18 protein-coding genes are annotated in these 20,226 nt (G+C 56.9%); 12 read left to right on the forward strand and 6 right to left on the reverse strand.

The features are described 5' to 3' along the window. Nucleotides 1-123: 123 nt before the first annotated feature. Nucleotides 124-1,467: a VOC family protein gene (locus tag V1572_RS13990; RefSeq protein ID WP_045910509.1), complete on the forward strand. Its 1,344-nt coding sequence runs from the start codon at nucleotides 124-126 to the stop codon at nucleotides 1,465-1,467. Nucleotides 1,468-1,510: 43 nt separating this feature from the next. Then, nucleotides 1,511-3,016, forward strand: a complete 1,506-nt coding sequence (locus V1572_RS13995) for a carboxylesterase/lipase family protein (protein ID WP_111966694.1) — start codon at nucleotides 1,511-1,513, stop codon at nucleotides 3,014-3,016. Here the strand turns inward: V1572_RS13995 and V1572_RS14000 are convergent. Beyond that, nucleotides 3,003-3,845, reverse strand: a complete 843-nt coding sequence (locus V1572_RS14000; RefSeq protein WP_395299266.1) for a LysR family transcriptional regulator — start codon at nucleotides 3,843-3,845, stop codon at nucleotides 3,003-3,005. The genes V1572_RS13995 and V1572_RS14000 overlap by 14 nt on opposite strands. Nucleotides 3,846-3,959: 114 nt before the next feature. On the opposite strand from V1572_RS14000, the gene V1572_RS14005 reads away from it, so the two are divergent. The 4 genes from V1572_RS14005 to rimL all read left to right on the forward strand — a co-directional run bounded on the left by V1572_RS14005 (nucleotide 3,960) and on the right by rimL (nucleotide 8,465). Next, nucleotides 3,960-5,129: a pyridoxal phosphate-dependent aminotransferase gene (locus V1572_RS14005; protein WP_104948593.1), complete on the forward strand. Its 1,170-nt coding sequence runs from the start codon at nucleotides 3,960-3,962 to the stop codon at nucleotides 5,127-5,129. Between the two features lie 22 nt (nucleotides 5,130-5,151). Beyond that, the gene (locus V1572_RS14010) at nucleotides 5,152-5,925 is read left to right on the forward strand and encodes a transporter substrate-binding domain-containing protein (RefSeq protein ID WP_048030514.1); all 774 of its coding nucleotides are present in this window, start codon (nucleotides 5,152-5,154) and stop codon (nucleotides 5,923-5,925) included. A gap of 242 nt (nucleotides 5,926-6,167) precedes the next feature. Continuing rightward, nucleotides 6,168-7,823, forward strand: coding sequence for a glucan biosynthesis protein D (locus tag V1572_RS14015; RefSeq protein ID WP_252073308.1), 1,656 nt, complete (start codon nucleotides 6,168-6,170; stop codon nucleotides 7,821-7,823). A gap of 102 nt (nucleotides 7,824-7,925) precedes the next feature. Beyond that, entirely contained in the window at nucleotides 7,926-8,465 is a 540-nt protein-coding gene (gene rimL, locus V1572_RS14020) for a 50S ribosomal protein L7/L12-serine acetyltransferase (protein WP_063417384.1), read from the forward strand. On the opposite strand, the gene ydcK is transcribed toward rimL, so the two are convergent. Next, nucleotides 8,460-9,440 carry a YdcK family protein gene (ydcK, locus tag V1572_RS14025; protein ID WP_223540484.1) on the reverse strand — a complete coding sequence of 327 codons (981 nt, stop codon included), beginning with the start codon at nucleotides 9,438-9,440 and terminating at the stop codon, nucleotides 8,460-8,462. The genes rimL and ydcK overlap by 6 nt on opposite strands. Nucleotides 9,441-9,574: 134 nt before the next feature. Between ydcK and tehB the strand changes: the two genes are divergently transcribed. Continuing rightward, the gene (gene tehB / locus V1572_RS14030; protein ID WP_048030510.1) at nucleotides 9,575-10,168 is read left to right on the forward strand and encodes a tellurite resistance methyltransferase TehB; all 594 of its coding nucleotides are present in this window, start codon (nucleotides 9,575-9,577) and stop codon (nucleotides 10,166-10,168) included. Here tehB and pepT read toward each other — a convergent pair. Further along, nucleotides 10,165-11,394 (reverse strand): peptidase T, encoded by a 1,230-nt coding sequence (gene pepT, locus V1572_RS14035; protein ID WP_248221664.1) that lies wholly within the window; start codon nucleotides 11,392-11,394, stop codon nucleotides 10,165-10,167. The genes tehB and pepT overlap by 4 nt on opposite strands. A 111-nt stretch (nucleotides 11,395-11,505) precedes the next feature. On the opposite strand from pepT, the gene V1572_RS14040 reads away from it, so the two are divergent. Then, entirely contained in the window at nucleotides 11,506-13,101 is a 1,596-nt protein-coding gene (locus tag V1572_RS14040; protein ID WP_048223159.1) for an ABC transporter substrate-binding protein, read from the forward strand. Between the two features lie 135 nt (nucleotides 13,102-13,236). Next, nucleotides 13,237-13,911, forward strand: coding sequence for a DUF3313 domain-containing protein (locus V1572_RS14045; protein WP_008502258.1), 675 nt, complete (start codon nucleotides 13,237-13,239; stop codon nucleotides 13,909-13,911). 34 nt (nucleotides 13,912-13,945) lie between these two features. Here V1572_RS14045 and V1572_RS14050 read toward each other — a convergent pair whose 3' ends face one another. Beyond that, nucleotides 13,946-14,842 carry a DMT family transporter gene (locus tag V1572_RS14050; RefSeq protein WP_008502257.1) on the reverse strand — a complete coding sequence of 299 codons (897 nt, stop codon included), beginning with the start codon at nucleotides 14,840-14,842 and terminating at the stop codon, nucleotides 13,946-13,948. A gap of 173 nt (nucleotides 14,843-15,015) precedes the next feature. Between V1572_RS14050 and V1572_RS14055 the strand changes: the two genes are divergently transcribed. Further along, the gene (locus tag V1572_RS14055) at nucleotides 15,016-15,888 is read left to right on the forward strand and encodes a helix-turn-helix transcriptional regulator (protein WP_395299267.1); all 873 of its coding nucleotides are present in this window, start codon (nucleotides 15,016-15,018) and stop codon (nucleotides 15,886-15,888) included. On the opposite strand, the gene V1572_RS14060 is transcribed toward V1572_RS14055, so the two are convergent. Further along, entirely contained in the window at nucleotides 15,868-17,034 is a 1,167-nt protein-coding gene (locus tag V1572_RS14060) for a benzoate/H(+) symporter BenE family transporter (RefSeq protein ID WP_262777682.1), read from the reverse strand. The genes V1572_RS14055 and V1572_RS14060 overlap by 21 nt on opposite strands. Nucleotides 17,035-17,126: 92 nt before the next feature. On the opposite strand from V1572_RS14060, the gene V1572_RS14065 reads away from it, so the two are divergent. Further along, nucleotides 17,127-17,654, forward strand: coding sequence for a helix-turn-helix domain-containing protein (locus V1572_RS14065; RefSeq protein ID WP_048223163.1), 528 nt, complete (start codon nucleotides 17,127-17,129; stop codon nucleotides 17,652-17,654). Between the two features lie 80 nt (nucleotides 17,655-17,734). After that, nucleotides 17,735-19,699, forward strand: a complete 1,965-nt coding sequence (locus tag V1572_RS14070; protein WP_395299268.1) for a U32 family peptidase — start codon at nucleotides 17,735-17,737, stop codon at nucleotides 19,697-19,699. Here the strand turns inward: V1572_RS14070 and V1572_RS14075 are convergent, their stop codons facing one another. Then, nucleotides 19,700-19,930, reverse strand: a complete 231-nt coding sequence (locus V1572_RS14075) for a DUF2554 family protein (RefSeq protein WP_045910627.1) — start codon at nucleotides 19,928-19,930, stop codon at nucleotides 19,700-19,702. Between the last annotated feature and the right edge of the window lie 296 nt (nucleotides 19,931-20,226).

A 20,226-nucleotide genomic window follows, 5' to 3' on the forward strand; every position in this document is an offset into this window, starting at 1 on the left:
TTCAGGGACCAGTAGCACACGGTTTGACCACTGTCGTCTTAAGATCACAAATCAGAAATTCTTCCCCCCGGAAGGAACGGGTTTCTCTACACTCCAGGTAATATTCACTGGAGGCATGACATCATGGCGAACACCATCACGGCTGATGACATTCGGGAACACTTTTCGCAGGCTATGTCGGCGATGTACCAGCAGGAAGTTCCGCAGTACGGCACCTTGCTCGAACTGGTTGCGGACGTAAACCTGGCGGTGCTGGAAAATAACCCACTATTACATGAACAACTGGCAAATGCCGATGAGCTTGCGCGCCTGAACGTGGAGCGTCACGGGGCGATCCGCGTTGGCACAGCACATGAACTTTCAACCCTGCGTCGTATGTTTGCCATTATGGGGATGTACCCGGTCAGCTATTACGATCTCTCCCAGGCGGGGGTGCCGGTCCACTCAACGGCGTTTCGCCCGATCGATGATGCGGCGCTGTGCCGTAATCCGTTCCGTATCTTTACGTCGCTGCTGCGCCTTGAGCTGATTGACAACGTCGCGCTGCGCGAACGGGCGGCGGAAATCCTCTCTCACCGGAACATCTTTACCCCGCGCTGCCTGGCGCTGCTTGATCTGTATGAATCTGAGGGACAGTTTACTGACGAACAGGCGCACGAGTTTGTGCAGGAAGCGCTGGAAACCTTCCGCTGGCACCGTCATGCGACGGTCGATCAGGAAACCTATCAGGCGCTGCATAACGAGCATCGCCTGATTGCCGATGTGGTCTGCTTCCCGGGCTGCCATATTAACCACCTCACGCCGCGCACGCTGGATATTGACCGGGTGCAGGAGCTGATGCCGAAGTACGGTATCGAGCCGAAAATTTTGATTGAAGGGCCGCCGCGTCGCGAGGTGCCCGTCCTGCTGCGTCAAACCAGCTTTAAAGCCCTGGAAGAGCCGGTGCTGTTTGCCGGGGAACATAAGGGCACCCACACTGCGCGCTTCGGTGAGATTGAGCAGCGCGGCGTGGCGCTGACCCCGAAAGGGCGTGAACTCTACGATAGCCTGCTTTCCCAGGCCGGTACCGGCAAAGATAACCTGACGCATCAGCTGCATCTGCGGGAGATCTTTAGCGCCTTCCCGGACAGTGAACTGCTAATGCGCCGTCAGGATCTGGCGTATTTCCGCTACCGTCTGACGCCTGCGGGTGAAGCGCATCGCCATGCGTTCCGGCCGGGCGATGATCCGCAGCCGCTAATAGAGCGCGGATGGGTGGTCGCTCAGCCGATCACCTACGAAGATTTCCTCCCGGTTAGCGCCGCCGGGATATTCCAGTCCAATCTCGGGAATGAAACCCAGGCCCGTAGCCACGGCAACGCCAGCCGCGATGCGTTTGAAGACGCGCTGGGCTGCCCGGTGTATGACGAGTTCACGCTCTACCAGGAGGCTGAAACCCGCAGCAAACAGCGTTGCGGTTTGCTCTGAAATCGTTACTCTGCTGGGGTGTGATGGAAAAAATAAGGTCGTTATGCAAAATCCTTCCGCCCCTGTGGTTGAAACGCGCCAGGGCGCACTGTCTGGTTTAACCGATGAAAATGTCCACGTCTGGTGCGGCATTCCCTACGCCGCACCGCCCGTGGGCGAGTGGCGCTGGCGCTCCCCGCGGCCCCCTGAGCCGTGGGATGGCGTTCGCCAGGCTACTACCTTTTCGGCCTCAAGCTGGCAAAGCAGCGAATATTGTCAGGAGCTGGGCGGGGGCGATCCCGGTCAGTTCTCGGAAGACTGTCTTTATCTGAACGTCTGGTCCCCCAAAGAGCGCGCCGGGGCGCTTCCGGTTATGGTCTGGCTGCACGGGGGCGGGTTTACGATTGGCGCAGGCGGCCTGCCGCCTTATAACGGCAAATCGCTGGCCACACGCGGGGTGGTTGTGGTCACGATTAACTATCGTCTCGGCCATCTCGGCTTTTTCGCCCATCCCGCGCTGGAAGGCGAGGAAGATCGCGTGGTGCATAATTTTGCCCTGCTGGATCAGATCGCGGCCCTCGAATGGGTTAGGGACAATATCACCGCATTTGGTGGCGACCCCGCTAACGTGACCCTGTTTGGCGAATCCGCCGGTGCGCGCAGCGTGCTCTCTCTGCTGGCATCGCCCCTGGCGGCTGACTTGTTCCACAAGGCGATTGTGCAAAGCGGGTATACCTTGCCGGACACGCCGCGTGAACAGGCGCTGCAAAAAGGGGAGGCGCTGGCCGCCCATTTTGGCCTGGAGAAGGCGACTGCTGAGCAGCTGCGCGCCATTCCGCCGGACGCGTTCTGGCCGTTAACCGCGCCGCTGAACGTCGCCCCGGCGCCCATCGTCGGGGACTGCGTTCTGCCCGAAGCGATGCTGGACGTCTTTTTCGCTGCCCGCCAGCATCCCGTACCGGTGATGATTGGGTCGAACAGCGATGAGGCCAGCGTGATGGCGGTGTTTGGCATCGATCTCGCCGGGCAAATTCAGAAGCTCCGCCGGGAGCGACGCTTCGGGCTGGGGCTGATTAAGCTGCTCTATCCGGGCGTCAAAGGCGATGAGGAGTTGGGCAGGCAGGTGTGCCGCGACATGGCGTTCACCACGATGGGCTACGTCGTGATGCAGGCGCAGCAGCGCGTCGGCGGACTGTGCTGGCGTTACTGGTTTGACTATGTCGCGGAAGCAGAACATGCCACCTATATCAACGGTGCCTGGCACGGCAATGAGGTGCCCTACGTCTTCGATACCCTCGGCCAGGTGGAGCCTTCACGCCAGTATGTCAACGAACGGGATTTACAGTTTGCTGCACAGGTCGCCGATTACTGGGTGAGCTTTGCGCGAGACGCAGGGCCTCGCGAGATCCTGCCAGGGCCGACGCACTGGCCCGCATGCCGAAAAGGGCGGGATGTTTTGTTACGCATTGGCGTGAATAAACATGCAGGTTTCCGGCTTGAAAACCGCTTTATGCGCGCCCGCATGAGCCTCTTCAAACGGGTGATGAAGCACCACGTCAGCCTCGATTAAGCAAACAGGCGCGAAACGCCGCCAGTCCATTTTCCTCCCCTGGCGTTTCGCGCAGTACCAGCCGGTAGCTCGCGCCGGTTTTTATGCTGGTTTCATAAGGCCGCATCAGTCTTCCCGCGCGGACATCTTCGGCCACCAGCGTTTCGTCGGCAATGGCCACGCCCAGCCCCTGAATGGCGGCCGTGATGGCGAGATCCATCGTGTCGAAGTGTTGATTTTTGTGCATGGCAAAGCCCGGACCTTCCTGTTTCGTCAGCCACAGCGACCAGTCTGTCTTATCCCTTGTTGGGTGCAGGAACGTCAGCGATCCCAGCGCTGCACCCGCCCGTACCGGGCTTATCACCGGGGTGAGCGCCTCTTCGAACAGCAGGTCGCCTGCGCTCATGTGCGTACCGAACACGATGGCCGCGTCGTAAGATTCGGTTTTGAAGTTGACGTTGTGATCGGTGGTGGTGGTCAGGGCGATCTGCAGACCCGGCTGCTCACGCTCCACCTCCAGCAGGCGCGGCACCAGCCAGCGCATGGCACAGGTGGGCGCCTTGAGCCGGATCACGGTCTGCTGGCTGCGGGCCTGGTCGGCCACGGTCAGCAAGTGTTCGAAAGCAGACTGCAGTTCCGGGAGCAGGGCGCTGCCCTGCGAGGAGAGACGCAGGCCGCGTGCGTGGCGTTCAAAAAGCGGAAAGCCAAACCACGCTTCGAGGGAGGCTATCTTGCGGCTCACGGCCCCCTGCGTCAGGCAAAGTTCTGCGGCAGCATGGGTCAGATTCAGGTGACGCGCGGTGACTAAAAATGCGTCGATGGCATTAAGCGGGAGCGAACGGCGCGACATGGAAACACCTCAGCTATGCATTTTTCTCATGGCTATTATGACAACAATTCGATTGTCCCGACAACAGAGATGTTGTTTGAATAGTTATGCAATGTCCATGAGAAGGGAAAGAGGATGACTTTACGAACGCCAGTTCAAACGCGCTCTAAACTGCCCGATGTGGGCACCACCATTTTTACCGTTATCGGCCAGCTCTCGGCGCAGCATAACGCGATTAACCTTTCTCAGGGCGCACCGAATTTTTCCTGCGACCCAAAGCTTGTTGCGGGCGTTACCCGCGCAATGGAGGCGGGGCATAACCAGTATGCGTCGATGACCGGTCTGCAGCCGCTCAAAGAGCGCATTGCCGATAAAATTGCCACCCTATACGGCACGCGCTATGACCCGGCCAGCGAGGTGCTGGTGACCGCCAGCGCCAGCGAAGGGCTCTATTCGGCAATCAGCGGGCTGGTGCACCCGGGTGATGAGGTGATCTACTTTGAGCCGTCATTTGACAGCTACGCGCCGATTGTCCGTCTGCAGGGGGCAACGCCGATTGCCATCAAGCTCACCGTGCCGGATTTTGCCGTCAACTGGGACGAAGTCCGGGCTGCCATCACCCCGCGCACGCGCATGATCATCATCAATACGCCGCACAACCCGAGCGGCCAGGTTTTTTCAGCCAACGACCTGCAGCAACTGGCGGCGCTGACGCGCAATACCGACATCATTATTTTGTCTGACGAAGTGTATGAACACGTGGTGTTTGACGGTGAGCCGCACCACGGGATGGCCACGCACCCGCAGCTGGCGGAGCGTAGCGTGATTATTTCTTCTTTCGGAAAAACCTATCACGTCACCGGCTGGCGCGTGGGTTACTGTGTTGCACCGGCGGTGCTGATGGACGAGATTTGTAAAGTCCATCAATTTTTAATGTTTTCTGCCGATACGCCAATGCAGCACGCGTTTGCTGAACATATGGTCGACCCGCAAACCTGGCTGTCGCTGTCGGCGTTTTACCAGCGCAAGCGCGATCTGCTGCAGAGTCTGCTGGCCGATTCGCCGTTCACGCTGCTGCCCAGCGCCGGATCGTTCTTCATGCTGGCGGACTACAGCCAATTCAGCAACGAGCGCGACAGCGAGCTGGTGAAACGGCTGATCGTTGAGTACGGTGTAGCTACCATTCCGCTGTCGGCGTTTTATGCGGACGGTACGGATAATAAATTGATTCGTCTCTCTTTTGCGAAAGATGAGGCGACGTTACGGGCAGGTGCCCAAGCCCTGTGTCGGGTTAAACCACGCTGAGATAGGCTCTGAGGAGTTTGAGATGAAAATACGCGCGCTAGTTGTCGGCATGGGATTGCTGTGTACCTTTTCCTCCTTCGCGGCGTCCGAGCTGCGTTACGGTCTGGAAGCCGAGTATCCGCCGTTTGAAAGCCGCAATGCGGCAGGTGAACTGGAAGGGTTTGACGTTGAGCTGGGGAATGCCATCTGCAAAGCGGCAGCGCTGAAGTGCAGCTGGGTGGAAACCTCGTTTGATGCGCTGATCCCGGGCCTGGTGGCGAAGAAATTCGACGCCATCAACTCGGCGATGAATATCACCGAGCAGCGCCGCAAGAGCATCGATTTTACCCAGCCGATTTACCGTATTCCGTCGCAGCTGGTGGGCAAGGCCGGCACGGCGGTCGAGGCAACCCCAGAAGGGCTGAAGGGGAAAACCATCGGCGTGCTGCAGGGATCCATTCAGGAAACCTATGCCAAAGAGCACTGGGAAAAGCAGGGTGTCACCGTGGTGTCGTATAAAGATCAGAATATGGCCTGGGGCGATCTGCTGAATGGCCGTATCGACGCCTCGCTGGTCATGTCCGCGGCCGGGCAGGCAGGTTTCCTCAGCAAGCCGCAGGGGAAAGGGTTTGGCTTCATCGGCAAGCCGGTGTCTGACGACACTATCCTCGGCAGTGGGATCGGCTTTGGTTTGCGTAAAGGTGACGAGGCCACCAAAAAGCAGCTTGATGCCGCAATTGATAAAGTACGTGCCGACGGCACGATCGCCAAACTCGCTGATAAGTACTTCCCGGGTATCGATGTCAGCGTAAAATAACCGCCTCATTCGCCCCGTCAGCTGATGTCCTGACGGGGCATTTTTATACACATTTTCCAGGCTTTCTTTACACCACTTTCGGGCCGTTCTGGTCGACAGAAAATATTTCTCACTTTGTTCAGATAATCACCGGCCAACAATTGGATTCTTAACCATTTTTGTTTAGGCTGTGCGTTCTTTCTTGCCGTCATTTCGCCGAGCGCGAAACACATTCACACGACCATAAGGACGTTTTTCCAGGCATGAATCGCAGACGTTTTCTAAAAGGCTCGCTGGCAGTGGCAGCCCTGAGCGGCACATCCGGCCTTGCTTCCCTGTTTTCCAAAGCGGCATACGCTGCTGACTCTGACATTGCCGACGGCCAGAGCCGTCGTTTTGACTTCTCCGTCCTGCAATCCATGGCGCATGACCTGGCGAAAACCCCATGGGGTGGCGCGCCGCGCCCGCTGCCGGAGACGCTGGCCACGATGACGCCGCAGGCGTACAACGCCATCCGCTACGATGAAAAGCAGTCACTGTGGAACAACATTGAAGGGCGTCAGTTGGACGTGCAGTTCTTCCATATGGGAATGGGGTTCCGCCGTCGCGTGCGGATGTTCTCGCTGGACCAGTCCACCTCTATGGCGCGCGAGATCCACTTCCGTCCGGAGCTGTTCAGCTACGGTGAAACGGGAGTGGATACCAAACAGCTGGAAGGGCAAAGCGATCTCGGCTTTGCGGGCTTCCGCGCGTTTAAGGCGCCGGAGCTGGCGCGTCGCGATATCGTCTCTTTCCTGGGCGCGAGCTATTTCCGCGCGGTGGATGACACTTACCAGTACGGCCTTTCCGCCCGCGGCCTGGCGGTAGATACCTTCACCGACACGCCGGAAGAGTTCCCGGACTTTACCTCCTTCTGGTTTGAGACCGTCAAGCCCGGCGACACAACCTTTACCGTCTATACGCTGCTCGACAGCCCGAGCATCACGGGTGCCTATAAATTCGTGATCCACTGCGAGAAGAGCCAGGTGATCATGGATGTGGAAAACCACCTCTACGCGCGTAAGGACATCAAGCAGCTCGGCATTGCGCCGATGACCAGCATGTTCAGCTGCGGCAATAACGAACGCCGCATGTGTGACACTATTCACCCTCAAATCCATGACTCCGACCGCCTGGCGATGTGGCGCGGCAACGGGGAGTGGATCTGTCGTCCGCTGAACAACCCGCAGAAGCTGCAGTTCAATGCCTATATGGACAAAAACCCGAAAGGGTTCGGTCTGCTGCAGCTCGATCGCGATTTCTCGCACTATCAGGACGTGATGGGCTGGTACAACAAGCGTCCAAGCCTGTGGGTGGAACCGCGTAACGACTGGGGTAAAGGCGCGGTTGGCCTGATGGAGATCCCGACCACCGGTGAAACGCTGGATAACGTGGTCTGCTTCTGGCAGCCGGAAAAAGCCGTCAAAGCGGGCGACGAGCTGGACTTCAAATATCGCCTCTACTGGAGCGCGATGCCGCCGGTGCGCTCCCCGCTGGCCAACGTCTACGCCACCCGCACCGGCATGGGCGGCTTCCCGGAAGGCTGGGCACCGGGCGAAAACTACCCGAAAGTGTGGGCCCGTCGCTTTGCCATCGACTTCGTCGGCGGCGACCTGAAGGCTGCTGCGCCAAAAGGCATCGAGCCGGTGATTACGCTCTCCAGCGGTGAAGCGAAGCAGGTAGAGATCCTCTACGTTGAGCCGTTTGACGGCTATCGCATTCTGTTTGACTGGTACCCAACGTCGGATTCGACGGAACCGGTGGATATGCGCCTGTTCCTGCGCTGCCAGGGCGATGCCATCAGCGAAACCTGGCTGTACCAGTATTTCCCGCCAGCGCCGGATAAACGTCAGTATGTTGACGACCGGGTAATGCGTTAACTTTTGTGGGATTGTGCCGGGTGGCGGCTTCGCCTTACCCGGCCTACGTTTCAGTACTGTAGGCCCGGTAAGCGCAGCGCCACCGGGCGATGACGAGGCACCATGACATCTGAAATCATCCCCGTTTCACAACACATCGAACTACGTTCCGTCGAAGAGCGCTACACCGCCGACCTGCACAATCTCGTCGTCAAAAACAGAGCCTTTCTGCAAACCGCCTTTGACTGGGCGCAGCACGTGGGCAGCGAAGAGGATACCCGCCGCAACGTGCAGAGTAACCAGATGCTGCACCAGCGCGGCTACGCCAAAATGTTTCTGATCTTCAAGGATGATGCGCTGGTTGGCGTCCTGTCGTTCAACACCATTGAACCGACCAACAAAGCCGGCTACATCGGCTACTGGCTGGATGAAGCCCACCAGGGTCAGGGCATTCTCTCTCAGTCACTGCAGGCGTTTATGCGCTACTACGCTGAACGCGGTGAGATCCGTCGTTTTGTGATCAAGTGTCGGGTGGCGAATCAGCACAGCAACAGCGTTGCCGTGCGCAACGGTTTTACGCTGGAAGGGTGCCTGCGGGAAGCGGAATACCTGAATGGCCGCTTTGACGATGTCAATATCTACGGCCGGATCTATACCCTATAACGCGCCCAGCAGCGGCGTGCGGGTGATGCGCTGGTCGCCATTAATCACTTTTTCGCCGCGCAGGTGAATGCTCTCGCCGGCAAACGCTTCAATGACCGCATCGTCGGTGATTTCAACCCGGTGTTCGATAAGCACATCTCCGCTGATGCGCGCGCGCCCCTGGATCACCACTTTATCATCCAGCATGATTGGCCCGCCGCGCAGCCAGGCCTGCCCGCCAATCAGGACGTGATGCTTAATGACGCAGTTGCCTTCGACCACGGCATTCTCCGCAATCTGAGAGCTATAGCGCACCGTGGGGATGGCATCGTCGTCAAACCCGGCTATCACGCGGGCGTTACCATAGACTTTTGCGCAGTCGCACACCCAGACGTTGTTGAGTTCGTTACCCTCCAGGATCGCGTTGTCAAAGACCTCGGCCCGGTGTTCAACAAAGGCAAAATTGACCATCGCCTCGCCGTAGATTTGCGCCTGGTGCACAATCCGCGACTGGCTCACCGTCGCCTTGTCGTAGATTTGCAGGATCTGTTCATGGTCCGGCGTCAGCCCTTTGGCGGCAATGACAACACTGTGATGCAGCACGCGCGCGTCGCCGGAGATATGACACTCGCCCCGTACGCAGGATTGCTGAATGGTGACGTTGTCACTTATTCGCGCCCCGTGGCTGACCTCTGCGCCGTCCAGCCAGCAGCTGTCGCCGATATGCGCGTTATGGCTAATGATGCACGGAAGGGTAAGACGCGCGTTGCCGGAGACGACTGCACCCGCGAACACCACGCTGTTTTCATCGTAGATCCAGCAGTCGCCGTCCTGCGCGAGGGCGCGCTCATCGTCAATCCAGCCGCCTCTCGTGCCGACTGTCACGTCGTTAAAGTCCGCCGTGGCGATAATCTGCCGCAGCGTGGTGGCGTGGGTGGTTTCGCCGTTTTTCCATTGCCAGAGGCGGGTCTCGTCGCTAAGGCGATATTTGTTCATCTTCATGTCTCTGATAAGCGTCTTCACTAAACGTAGCAAAGTTTTCGCTTTTCGAGCGGCTGGCAACCAGACGGCAAACGCCTTAAAATGGCATGTAAAATGCACTTTCACTTTATGCGAACGCAGGAAAAACAATGACCGTCGATGAGAATTACTTCACAGAGAAATATGGCTTAACCCGTACCCATTCAGAGGTGCTGTACAGCGCGGAGATTGTGAAGCCCGGTAAAACGCTCGATCTGGGCTGCGGCAACGGCCGTAACAGCCTGTACCTTGCGGCCAACGGGTACGACGTGACCGCATGGGACAAGAACCCGATGAGCATCGACAATATCGAGCGCATCAAGGCGGAAGAAGGGATTGCTAATCTGCATACCGCGATTAAGGATCTGAACAACCTGAGCTTTGACGGCCAGTACGATTTTATTCTCTCTACCGTGGTGATGATGTTCCTGGAGGCAAAAACCATCCCGGGCCTTATCGCCAATATGCAGCGCTGCACGACGCCGGGCGGTTACAATCTGATCGTTGCCGCCATGGATACGGCAGACTACCCCTGCACGGTCGGCTTCCCGTTTGCCTTCAGGAGCGGTGAGCTGAGCAACTACTACGAAGGCTGGGAGTTGCTCAAATACAACGAGGACGTTGGCGAACTGCACCGCACTGATGAAAACGGCAACCGCATCAAGCTGCGCTTTGCCACGATGCTGGCACGCAAGCCCGCTTAACGGGCGGCCAGCAGGCAGATCTGCAGGGCAGTCTTATAAGACGCCTCGAACGAGGAGAGCGGCAGGAATTCAAACTTCGAGTGGAAGTTATGCGCCCCGGTGAAGAAGTTCGGCGTGAGTAGCCCTTTAGCCGAGAGCGCCGCGCCGTCGGTGCCGCCGCGCATTGGCGTCGGTTTCGGCGTGATGCCGAGCGATTCCATCGCCTCGAACATCAGATCGATGGCACGCCGGTCTTCGCCAATCGCATTGCTGATATTGCTGTAGGTATCTTCAATGCGATAGTCCACTCTGGCCGTCGGATATTGGGCGGCAATCAGCGCGGCTACGTCGGCAATCTGCTGCTTGCGCGCGGCAAAGCTCTCCTTATCAAAGTCGCGTATATTGGCCTTAAGAACGGCCTCGTTCTGTCCGGCCTGAATGCCGTTAAACCAGATATAGCCTTCACGTCCCTCGGTGCACTCGGGCGTTTGCTGGCGGTCAAAATGGGTGATGTAATCAGTCGCCATCAGCAGGGGATTCACCAGCACGCCTTTGGCGGACATCGGGTGCGCCGTCACGCCGGTAAAACGGATTTCCGCGGCTGCCGCATTAAAGTTCTCGTAGACAATCTCACCGAGCTCGCAGCAGTCAATGGTCCAGGCAAAGTCGACGTCGAAGCGCTTAAGATCCAGCGCTTTGGCACCGTTCAGGCCGATCTCTTCGTCAGGCACAAACGCCACGACGATATCGCCATGCCGGTGCTCCGCCGTCAGGTTTTCCAGCACCGTCATGACCACCGTGACCGCCGATTTATTATCGGCGCCCAATACGCTGGTTCCGTCGCTGAAAATAATCTCCTCGTTCGGATAAGCCAGAATTTCGGGATGCTCGTTTACCCGTAGCCAGATGTCTTTCTCTTTATTCAGACAGAGATCTTCACCGGTAAACGTTAATATTTGTGGATGAATATCCGGTGAAAGTCCCACGTCGACGGTATCAATATGGGTAATAAAGCCGATGCGCGGCGCACCGGGCACGTTGCCTTTTTTAACCGCCGTCACCGTGGCGAATTCATCAATCACAATGTCGTCTAACCCCAGCTGTGCCAGCTCCTGCGCCAGCTCGCGCGCCATGTCATGCTGGCCCGGCGTTGAAGGCAGGGTTTTGACTCTGGGATCGCTCTGGCTGGTGATCGCGAGATAGCGGAAAAAACGGTGCGTTAATTGTCTGGAAAGCGGCGAGCCCATAGTGATTTATTCCTTATTTATTTTTCAGGTGTTTGCCACATCACTTTAATGTTATTTATGAAATGGCAAAAGAATTAATTAGCCGTCGAATTAAAAAGACAGGAATAAATGATGACAAGCAAACTCACAACTTTCACATTGGCGCTCGCGGCACTCACGGTCAGTTCCGCTGTCGCTGCGAAAACGCTGGTGTATTGCTCCGAAGGATCGCCGGAAAACTTTAACCCTCAGCTTTACACTTCGGGAACCAGCGTCGACGCCAGCGCCGTGCCGGTCTATAACCGTCTGGTCGATTTCAAACCCGGCACCACGGAGCTGGTGCCGAGCCTGGCGGAACGCTGGGAGGTGAGCGACGACGGCAAGGTTTACACCTTCCATCTGCGCAAGGGCGTGAAGTTCCAGAGCAATAAATCCTTCACGCCGACCCGTGACTTTAACGCCGACGACGTGATCTTCTCGTTTATGCGGCAAAAAGACGTGAATCATCCCTACCACAACGTCTCTAACGGCAGCTATTCCAACTTCGAAAGCCTGGAGTTCGGCAGCCTGATTACCGCCATTGATAAAGTCGATGACCACACCGTGCGCTTTACCCTGGCGCACCCGGAAGCGCCGTTTGTCGCCGATCTGGCCTGGTATTTTGCCTCGATCCTTTCAGCGGAGTATGCCGACGCGATGCTGAAAGCGGGCACGCCGGAGAAGGTGGATATGGAACCCATCGGCACCGGACCGTTTAAGCTGGCGCAGTATCAGAAGGATTCCCGGATCCTGTTCACGGCGTTTGCCGACTACTGGCAGGGGAAATCGAAGCTGGACAGGCTGGTGTTTAGCATCACCCCGGATGCCTCCGTGCGTTTTGCCAAAATTGAGAAGAACGAATGTCAGGTGATGCCGTTCCCGAACCCGGCCGATCTGCCGCGCATGAAGGCCAACAAAGATATCAACCTGATGAGCAAGGCCGGACTGAATACCGGCTTCCTGGCGTTCAATACGCAGAAGCCGCCGCTGGATAACGTGAAGGTCCGTCAGGCGCTGGCGATGGCCATCAATAAACCGGCCATTATTGATGCGGTGTTCCACGGTACCGGCACCGTGGCGAAGAATCTGCTGCCGCCGGGCGTCTGGAGTGCCGACAGCGAGCTTAAGGATTACGACTACGATCCTGAAAAAGCCAAAGCGCTGCTGAAAGAGGCCGGCTTTGCCAGCGGCGTCAGCATCGATTTATGGGCGATGCCGGTCCAGCGTCCCTATAACCCGAATGCGAAACGCATGGCGGAGATGATTCAGGCGGACTGGGCGAAAATTGGCGTACAGACCAAAATCGTTACCTACGAATGGGGCGAGTATCTGAAACGCGTGAAGGGCGGAGAGCATCAGGCCGCGCTGATGGGCTGGACGACGGCCACCGGCGATCCGGATAACTTCTTCGGCCCGCTCTTTACCTGCACCTCGGCGAACGGCGGATCAAACTCGGCGAAATGGTGCTACAAGCCTTTCGATAACCTCATTGCCGAGGCGAAATCGATAACCGATCATGATAAGCGCGTGGCGTTGTATAAAGAGGCGCAGCAGATGATGCATGACCAGATGCCTGCGGTGATGATTGCGCATTCAACGATTTTCGAACCGGTACGCAAGGAGGTGAAGGGCTATGAAATCGACCCGTTTGGCAAACATCTGTTCTGGCAAGTGGATATAAATCAGTAATTTTTCACTGCCCGGCATGCGTCCGGGCAATCTTTTTGCAATTTGTGCTCACCGCATCATTTTTTGTCACAACAAACCCGCCCGTCTTTTGCTATAACTTCAAATGCATACTTGCAGATAACATGGAAAACTATCATGCGTACTCAAACTTTTTTTAAAGTTGCAGTGCTTACTGGTCTGTTGGCGTTGGCGGGCTGTTCTTCAAAAGTCGCCGCTCCAGAACAATACTCCGGCTTTTTAAAAGACTACTCAGGCTTGCAGCAGACAACGTCTGCGACGGGTAAACCAACGCTGCGTTGGGTTGATCCTTCTTATAATGAAGCTAACTACGACAGTATTCTCTGGACACCAATTACCTATTACCCAACGCCAAAACCGACCACGCAAATTGGTCAAAAAACGCTTGATGAGTTGTTGAATTACACCAATAACAAAATGAAAACGGCGATTGGTACGCGTAAGCCGGTTGTGACCACGCCGGGTAAACATAGCCTGATTTTCCGCGGCGCGATTACCGGGGTGAGTTCGCAGAAAGAGGGGCTGCAGTTCTATGAAGTGGTGCCTGTTGCGCTGGTGGTTGCCGGTACGCAGATGGCAACCGGACACCGCACCATGGATACGCATCTCTTCTTTGAAGGCGAGCTGATCGATGCGGCCACCAACAAACCGGTCATGAAGGTGGTACGTAAAGGCGAAGGTAAAGAGCTGAATAACGAAAACACACCAATGACCTTTGCGACGCTGAAGCAGGTTGTTGATGATATGGCGACGGATGCCACCATGTTTGATGTGAAAAAGACCGCAAAATAAAATAAAAAGGCCTGCGTAATGCAGGCCTTTTTATTTACGCCATCCGTAAGCGTCTGAACCAGGTTTCCGGTTTGGTAAACATCACCATATTTCCCCCCAGGATCAGCACTAATCCCACGATACCGTTGACATGCCAGACGTAGCCTTCATAGACCGTGGAGATGGAGAGCGCCACCAGCGGAAAGAGCAGCGTGCTGTAGGCCGCTTTGCCTGGGCCAATACGTCCCACCAGTGTGAAGTAGGCACCAAAAGCAATCACCGAGCCAAACAGGGCCAGATACACCAGCGCGCCGAGATAGCTCACCGTCCATTCCGGCACAAAGCTATCGCCTCTGAACAGCGCAATGCAGCCCATCACCAGCGTGCCATAGAGCATCGCCCAGGCGTTGGTGGTCATGGTTTCAAGGCCTCTGCGCTGATGGCGCATGCTGATCATATTGCCCAGCGAGAAGCCGTAGGTACCGAGTGCGGAAAGCCCAATACCGGTCAGGAGTGACGCGCTCCAGCCGCTGGCCAGCAGATCGTCCCAGAAGAGGGTGACAATCCCAACCAGCCCCAGTGCCGCCGCCGTCCAGAAACGCGCGGGCGGGCGCTGCCCGAAGAAAATAAAGCTGTTAATGGCGTTATAGAGCACCGCCATGGAGAAGATCACCGACTCCAGTCCGGTATTGATATGTGCCGCTGCCGTGTAAAAACACCAGAAGTTAAAGCAGAAAACACAGCATCCCTGAAGCAGGCAAAAAAGATGATCCCGAAGCGCCAGCGTGCGCAGGCGACGCAGGGCGAGTAACACCACCATCATGGTGAGGCTGGCGACGGCGAAGCGCCAGAAAATCGACACCGGCGCCGCGACGGGGCCCTGCTGCAGGAAAATCGCAATCCAGGTGGTTCCCCAGATAATGACCACGAGTCCATATAATAATGCGTTCATAGTTGTCTCTTCTCAAACCGCGGAAGCCCGCAGTATGGCGCTGAGCTGCGTAACGGGCTTTCACCTTCTTGCGGGTGACTTGCAAAATCTTGCGCTTTTTTCTTCCCTGGGGTCTGGCAACGCGGGACAACTCTTTTTAGACTGATATTCCGATCATTCATGCGCTAACGGTTATGTCTCACGCTTACGATACCTTTGAAACGCTTTGCCAACAGAATGCAGTCCTGCGGGAAACCGTCTCGCTGAATTCGGGTATTCAGCTGGCAGCGTGGTACAACAAGCACGACACGATAACCGTTAAAAGCAACCATCATACCCTCAGCCTGTACGTGGCGGACGGCTACGAAAGCTATCAAAAAACGCCGGGCGGCTGGAAGAACGGTGGGGGGCCGGACCGTTTCTGCCTGATGCCCAAAGAGAGCGAATCGACGTGGGACATCCGTGATGACCTGTCGTTTGTGCATCTCTACTGCACCGATGAACACCTGCGCGACGTGGGGGAGAAAATCTGGGACAAGCGACCGCTTTCGCTGACCCTGGACGAGCGCATTTTTGGCAGCGATCCGAAGATCACCACGCTGTATCGCCAGTTTTTACTGGGCTGTGACTGGCAGCAGCACGCCAACCAGCTGACCCTGAGCACGGCCTCCACGCTGCTGCTGACCCATCTGCTGCAAAACTACTCAAACGTGCAGTGGAAGCTACCGGTTATCACGGGAGGGTTGTCGCCGTTTGTGCTGCGCAACGTCCTCGCCTTTATCGAAGAGAATCTCGGGCAGCCCCTGACGCTGGCCGAACTGGCGGCGCAGGCTGCCCTCAGCGAATACCATTTTGCTCGCATGTTCCGCCAGTCGACGGGGCTGGCGCCGCATCAGTATGTGATGCAGAGGCGAATGGATAAAGCGAAAGCCCTTGTCCAGCATACGACGACGCCGCTGACGGAGATCGCGCTTGCCTGCGGGTTTAACTCCGCCAGCCACTTCAGCAACCGCTTTCGCAGCGCGACGGGCATGACGCCTTCGCAACTACGCGCGGCGAGCGCGTGAAAACAGGGCGTAGCATACTCCGCCCAGCACCAGCCCCCAGAATGCCGAACCGATGCCCAGGATTGTCACGCCGCTTGCGGTCATCAGAAATGTGACGATAGCCGCGTCGCGCTCCGCTTCGTGACTCAGCGCCTGATATAAACTCCCGCTGATGGTGCCCAGCAGTGCCAGACCGGCCAGCGTCTGGATCCAGCTGAGCGGCAGCGCGGCCATCAGCCCGGTAATGGATCCCCCGAAAATTCCCGCCAGCAGATAAAACCCTCCCGCAGCGATGGCCGCCAGCCAGCGTTTACCCGCATCCGGGTGTGCATCCGGGCTTTGGCAAATGGCGGCGGTAATGGCCGCAATGCAGATTGAAAAGACGCCAAACGGAGAAAACAGCAGCGCCATTCCCCCCGTAACGATAATGAGCGGTGAGACCGCCAGCGGGTAACCGGAGGCTTTCATCGTGGCGAACCCCGGTGCGTTTTGTGAGGCCATGGTGACCAGGAAGAAGGGCAAGCCAATACTCACCAGGCTGGTGAAGGTGAAGGCGGGCGCAATAAATTCGGGCATCACCAGTGAAAGCGTGAGCTTATCCGTGACAACGTCACCACCGACCCATGCCACCATACCGCCCACCAGGAGCGTGACCACGATGGCATAGCGCGGCGACAGCGCTTTGGCGATCAGCCACGCCGCAATCATGCTGCCGCACAGCAGAAAGTGTCCCTCAAGATGCGCAAACGCGTGGAGGCCAAACTGCAGCAATACCCCGGCCAGCATGGCGGCAGCAAGCGAATGGGGGATCAGCTTCATCAGTCGGGCGAAAAGCCCGGTAACGCCGCAGAGCAAAATAAGCGCGTTCGCAAAGATGAACACGCCAATGGTTTCCGCCAGCGTGACGCCGTGCAGGCTGGTGGCGAGCAGCGCCGCACCGGGCGTCGACCAGGCGGTCAGTACGGGCGCTTTGTACCACCAGGAGAGCGCCAGCGTGCTGATGCCCATCCCAATCCCCAGCGCGGTCATCCAGCCCGCAATCTGCTGCGCGCTGGCGCCTGCCGCGGCGGCGGCCTGCCAGATGATGGCTGCCGAGCTGGCGTAACCGACCAGTACGGCGACAAATCCAGCCAGTGCGACTGGAATAAGATGAGAGGAAGGGCGCATGAAAACTCCGTTGTGCGTTATAACGTCCGAAGTAAGGTAGCACTGTGCGCTATAGCGTACAAGTGGTATGCTGAATGACACCAGGAGGGAACATGGACATCACACGACATCTTGCAACCACATTAAAAACGCTGCGCCAGGCACGCGGCTGGAGTTTGTCGAAGCTCGCGGACGAGACCGGCGTGTCAAAGGCCATGCTCGGGCAAATCGAGCGAAATGAATCTAGCCCCACGGTGTCGACGCTGTGGAAAATTGCCACAGGACTGAACGTGCCGTTTTCCGCCTTCATCACGCCTGAGGCGGACCGACAGGCGGTGTTTGACCCGCAGCAGCAGGCGATGGTCGTCAAGCCGCTCTTTCCGTGGGACGAGGCGCTCCGGTTTGATTATTTCTCCATTACCCTGGCCCCCGGCGCCCTGAGTGAATCCACGCCGCATGAGGCAGGGGTGATTGAACATGTGGTGGTGATCAGCGGCGAGCTGGAGATGAAGCTCGAGGGCAAGTGGCAGACGATTTCTGCCGATTCGGGCGTCCGCTTCGCCGGCGATAAACCGCATGCCTACCGCAACAGCAGCGACCGGACGGTGCATTTTCACTCCCTGATTCATTATCCCCGCTGAGGCTACGCAAAACTGTTTCGCTGACGCAGACTTCTGACTACAATAGCCGCCATTTTGACCATAACGGATAACGACGAAGTATGCGCCTGCAATCCCATCATCTTGAACTTTTAAGCCCGGCCCGTGACGCCGCCATTGCCCGTGAAGCGATCCTTCATGGCGCAGATGCCGTCTACATTGGTGGTCCTGGCTTCGGTGCCCGCCATAACGCCAGCAACAGCCTGAGCGATATTGCTGAACTGGTGCCGTTCGCCCACCGTTTCGGGGCGAAAGTGTTCGTGACCCTGAACACCATTCTTCATGATGATGAGCTGGAGCCTGCGCAACGTCTGATTACCGATCTCTATCAGGCCGGGGTGGATGCCCTGATTGTTCAGGATATGGGCGTGCTGGAGCTGGATATTCCGCCCATTGAACTGCACGCCAGTACCCAGTGTGATATCCGCACGGTTGAGAAGGCGAAGTTTCTCTCTGACGTCGGCTTTTCGCAGATCGTCCTGGCCCGCGAGCTGAACCTGAATCAAATCCGCGATATTCACCACGCGACAGACGCGACGATTGAATTCTTTATCCACGGCGCGCTGTGCGTCGCCTATTCCGGTCAGTGCAACATTTCCCACGCGCAGACGGGGCGCAGCGCCAACCGCGGCGACTGTTCACAGGCCTGCCGTCTGCCGTATACCCTGAAAGACGATCAGGGCCGCGTCGTGGCATTTGAAAAACACCTGCTCTCGATGAAGGATAACGATCAGACCGCCAACCTGGGCGCGCTGATCGACGCGGGCGTGCGTTCCTTCAAGATTGAAGGGCGCTATAAAGATATGAGCTACGTGAAGAACATCACCGCGCACTATCGCCAGATGCTGGATGCCATTATTGAGGATCGCGGTGACCTGGCGCGCGCGTCGGCCGGTCGTACCGAGCATTTCTTTATTCCGTCGACGGACAAAACGTTCCACCGCGGCAGCACGGACTATTTTGTGAATGCCCGTAAAGGGGATATCGGCGCGTTTGACTCACCGAAGTTTATCGGCTTACCGGTTGGCGAAGTGCTGAAAGTGGCGAAAGATCACCTTGATGTTGCGGTGACGGAGCCGCTGGCGAACGGCGATGGCCTTAACGTGATGATTAAGCGTGAAGTGGTGGGCTTCCGCGCCAACACAGTCGAAAAAACCGGCGAGAACCGCTACCGCGTATGGCCGAATGAAATGCCGGCCGATCTCTACAAGGCGCGACCGAACGCGGCGCTTAACCGTAACCTCGATCATAACTGGCAGCAGGCGCTGCTGAAAACCTCCAGCGAACGTCGTATCGCGGTGGATATTGAACTGGGCGGCTGGGAAGAGCAGTTGATTCTGACCATGACCTGTGAAGACGGCATCAGCGTAACGCATACGCTTGATGGCCTGTTCGAGGTGGCAAACAACGCGGAGAAAGCGCTCAACAGCCTGAAGGATGGCGTGGCGAAGCTGGGCCAGACGATTTACTACGCCCGCAACGTTGAGGTCAACCTGCCGGATGCCCTGTTTGTGCCGAACAGTTTGCTCAACCAGTTCCGCCGTGAAACCGCCGAGATGCTGGATGACGCGCGCCTGGCGAACTACCCGCGCGCTAGCCGTAAAGCGGAAGCCGTTCCTGCGCCCGTCTACCCGGATACGCATTTATCCTTCCTGGCCAACGTCTATAACCATAAAGCACGTGAATTCTATCATCGCCACGGCGTGCAGCTGATCGACGCGGCCTATGAAGCGCATGAGGAGAAGGGCGATGTGCCGGTGATGATCACCAAGCACTGCCTCCGTTTCGCGTTTAACCTGTGCCCTAAGCAGGCAAAAGGCAACATCAAGAGCTGGAAGGCTACCCCTATGCAGCTCGTAAACGGTGACGAAGTACTGACCCTCAAATTTGACTGCCGTCCTTGCGAAATGCATGTGATTGGCAAGATGAAAAACCACATCTTCAAAATGCCACAGCCCGGCAGTATTGTGGCGTCCGTCAGTCCGGACGATCTGATGAAAACGCTGCCAAAACGCAAGGGCAGCTAATTACCGAACGTGCGTGTCCGGTTTGCGCGATTTCTGCCACAGGTGGTGTTCGCGCAAACCTTCCGCCGACTCCTCCGCCGCACTTCGCAATTCATCGCTGTCGGCTTCATGACGCAGCTGATGCTCCACATTCTTTACCCACAGATATTCATGTCCTTTGTGCCCGGCCATAAGCTGGCCTGAAAAGAGGGCACAGATCAGCATCACGAGAGATAAACCTTTTTTAACCATGAAGTCACCGCCGAATAACATTGCGGCTTGATCATGCCGATTATTTATTATGGTTATTATTCAAAACTTCAAATTAGCGCAAAGGAAATGTCAAAGAGTATGATTTCGGGCGCGCTGCATGTCATGCCACCATGCGGGTTAAAAAAGGCTGTTTAACCTTCGTTAAGACAACGGGTGTTAGCTTGTATGGGATCCGCAGCCCGGCCATGTCGTGTCGGGACGTAGAGACCAAAATACAAATCTATCCATGCAAGCATTTACCGCCATTTTTGGCGGTTTTTTTTGCGCAGTATTTA

The organism is Enterobacter quasiroggenkampii (assembly GCF_043972695.1).
Classification (GTDB): domain Bacteria; phylum Pseudomonadota; class Gammaproteobacteria; order Enterobacterales; family Enterobacteriaceae; genus Enterobacter; species Enterobacter quasiroggenkampii.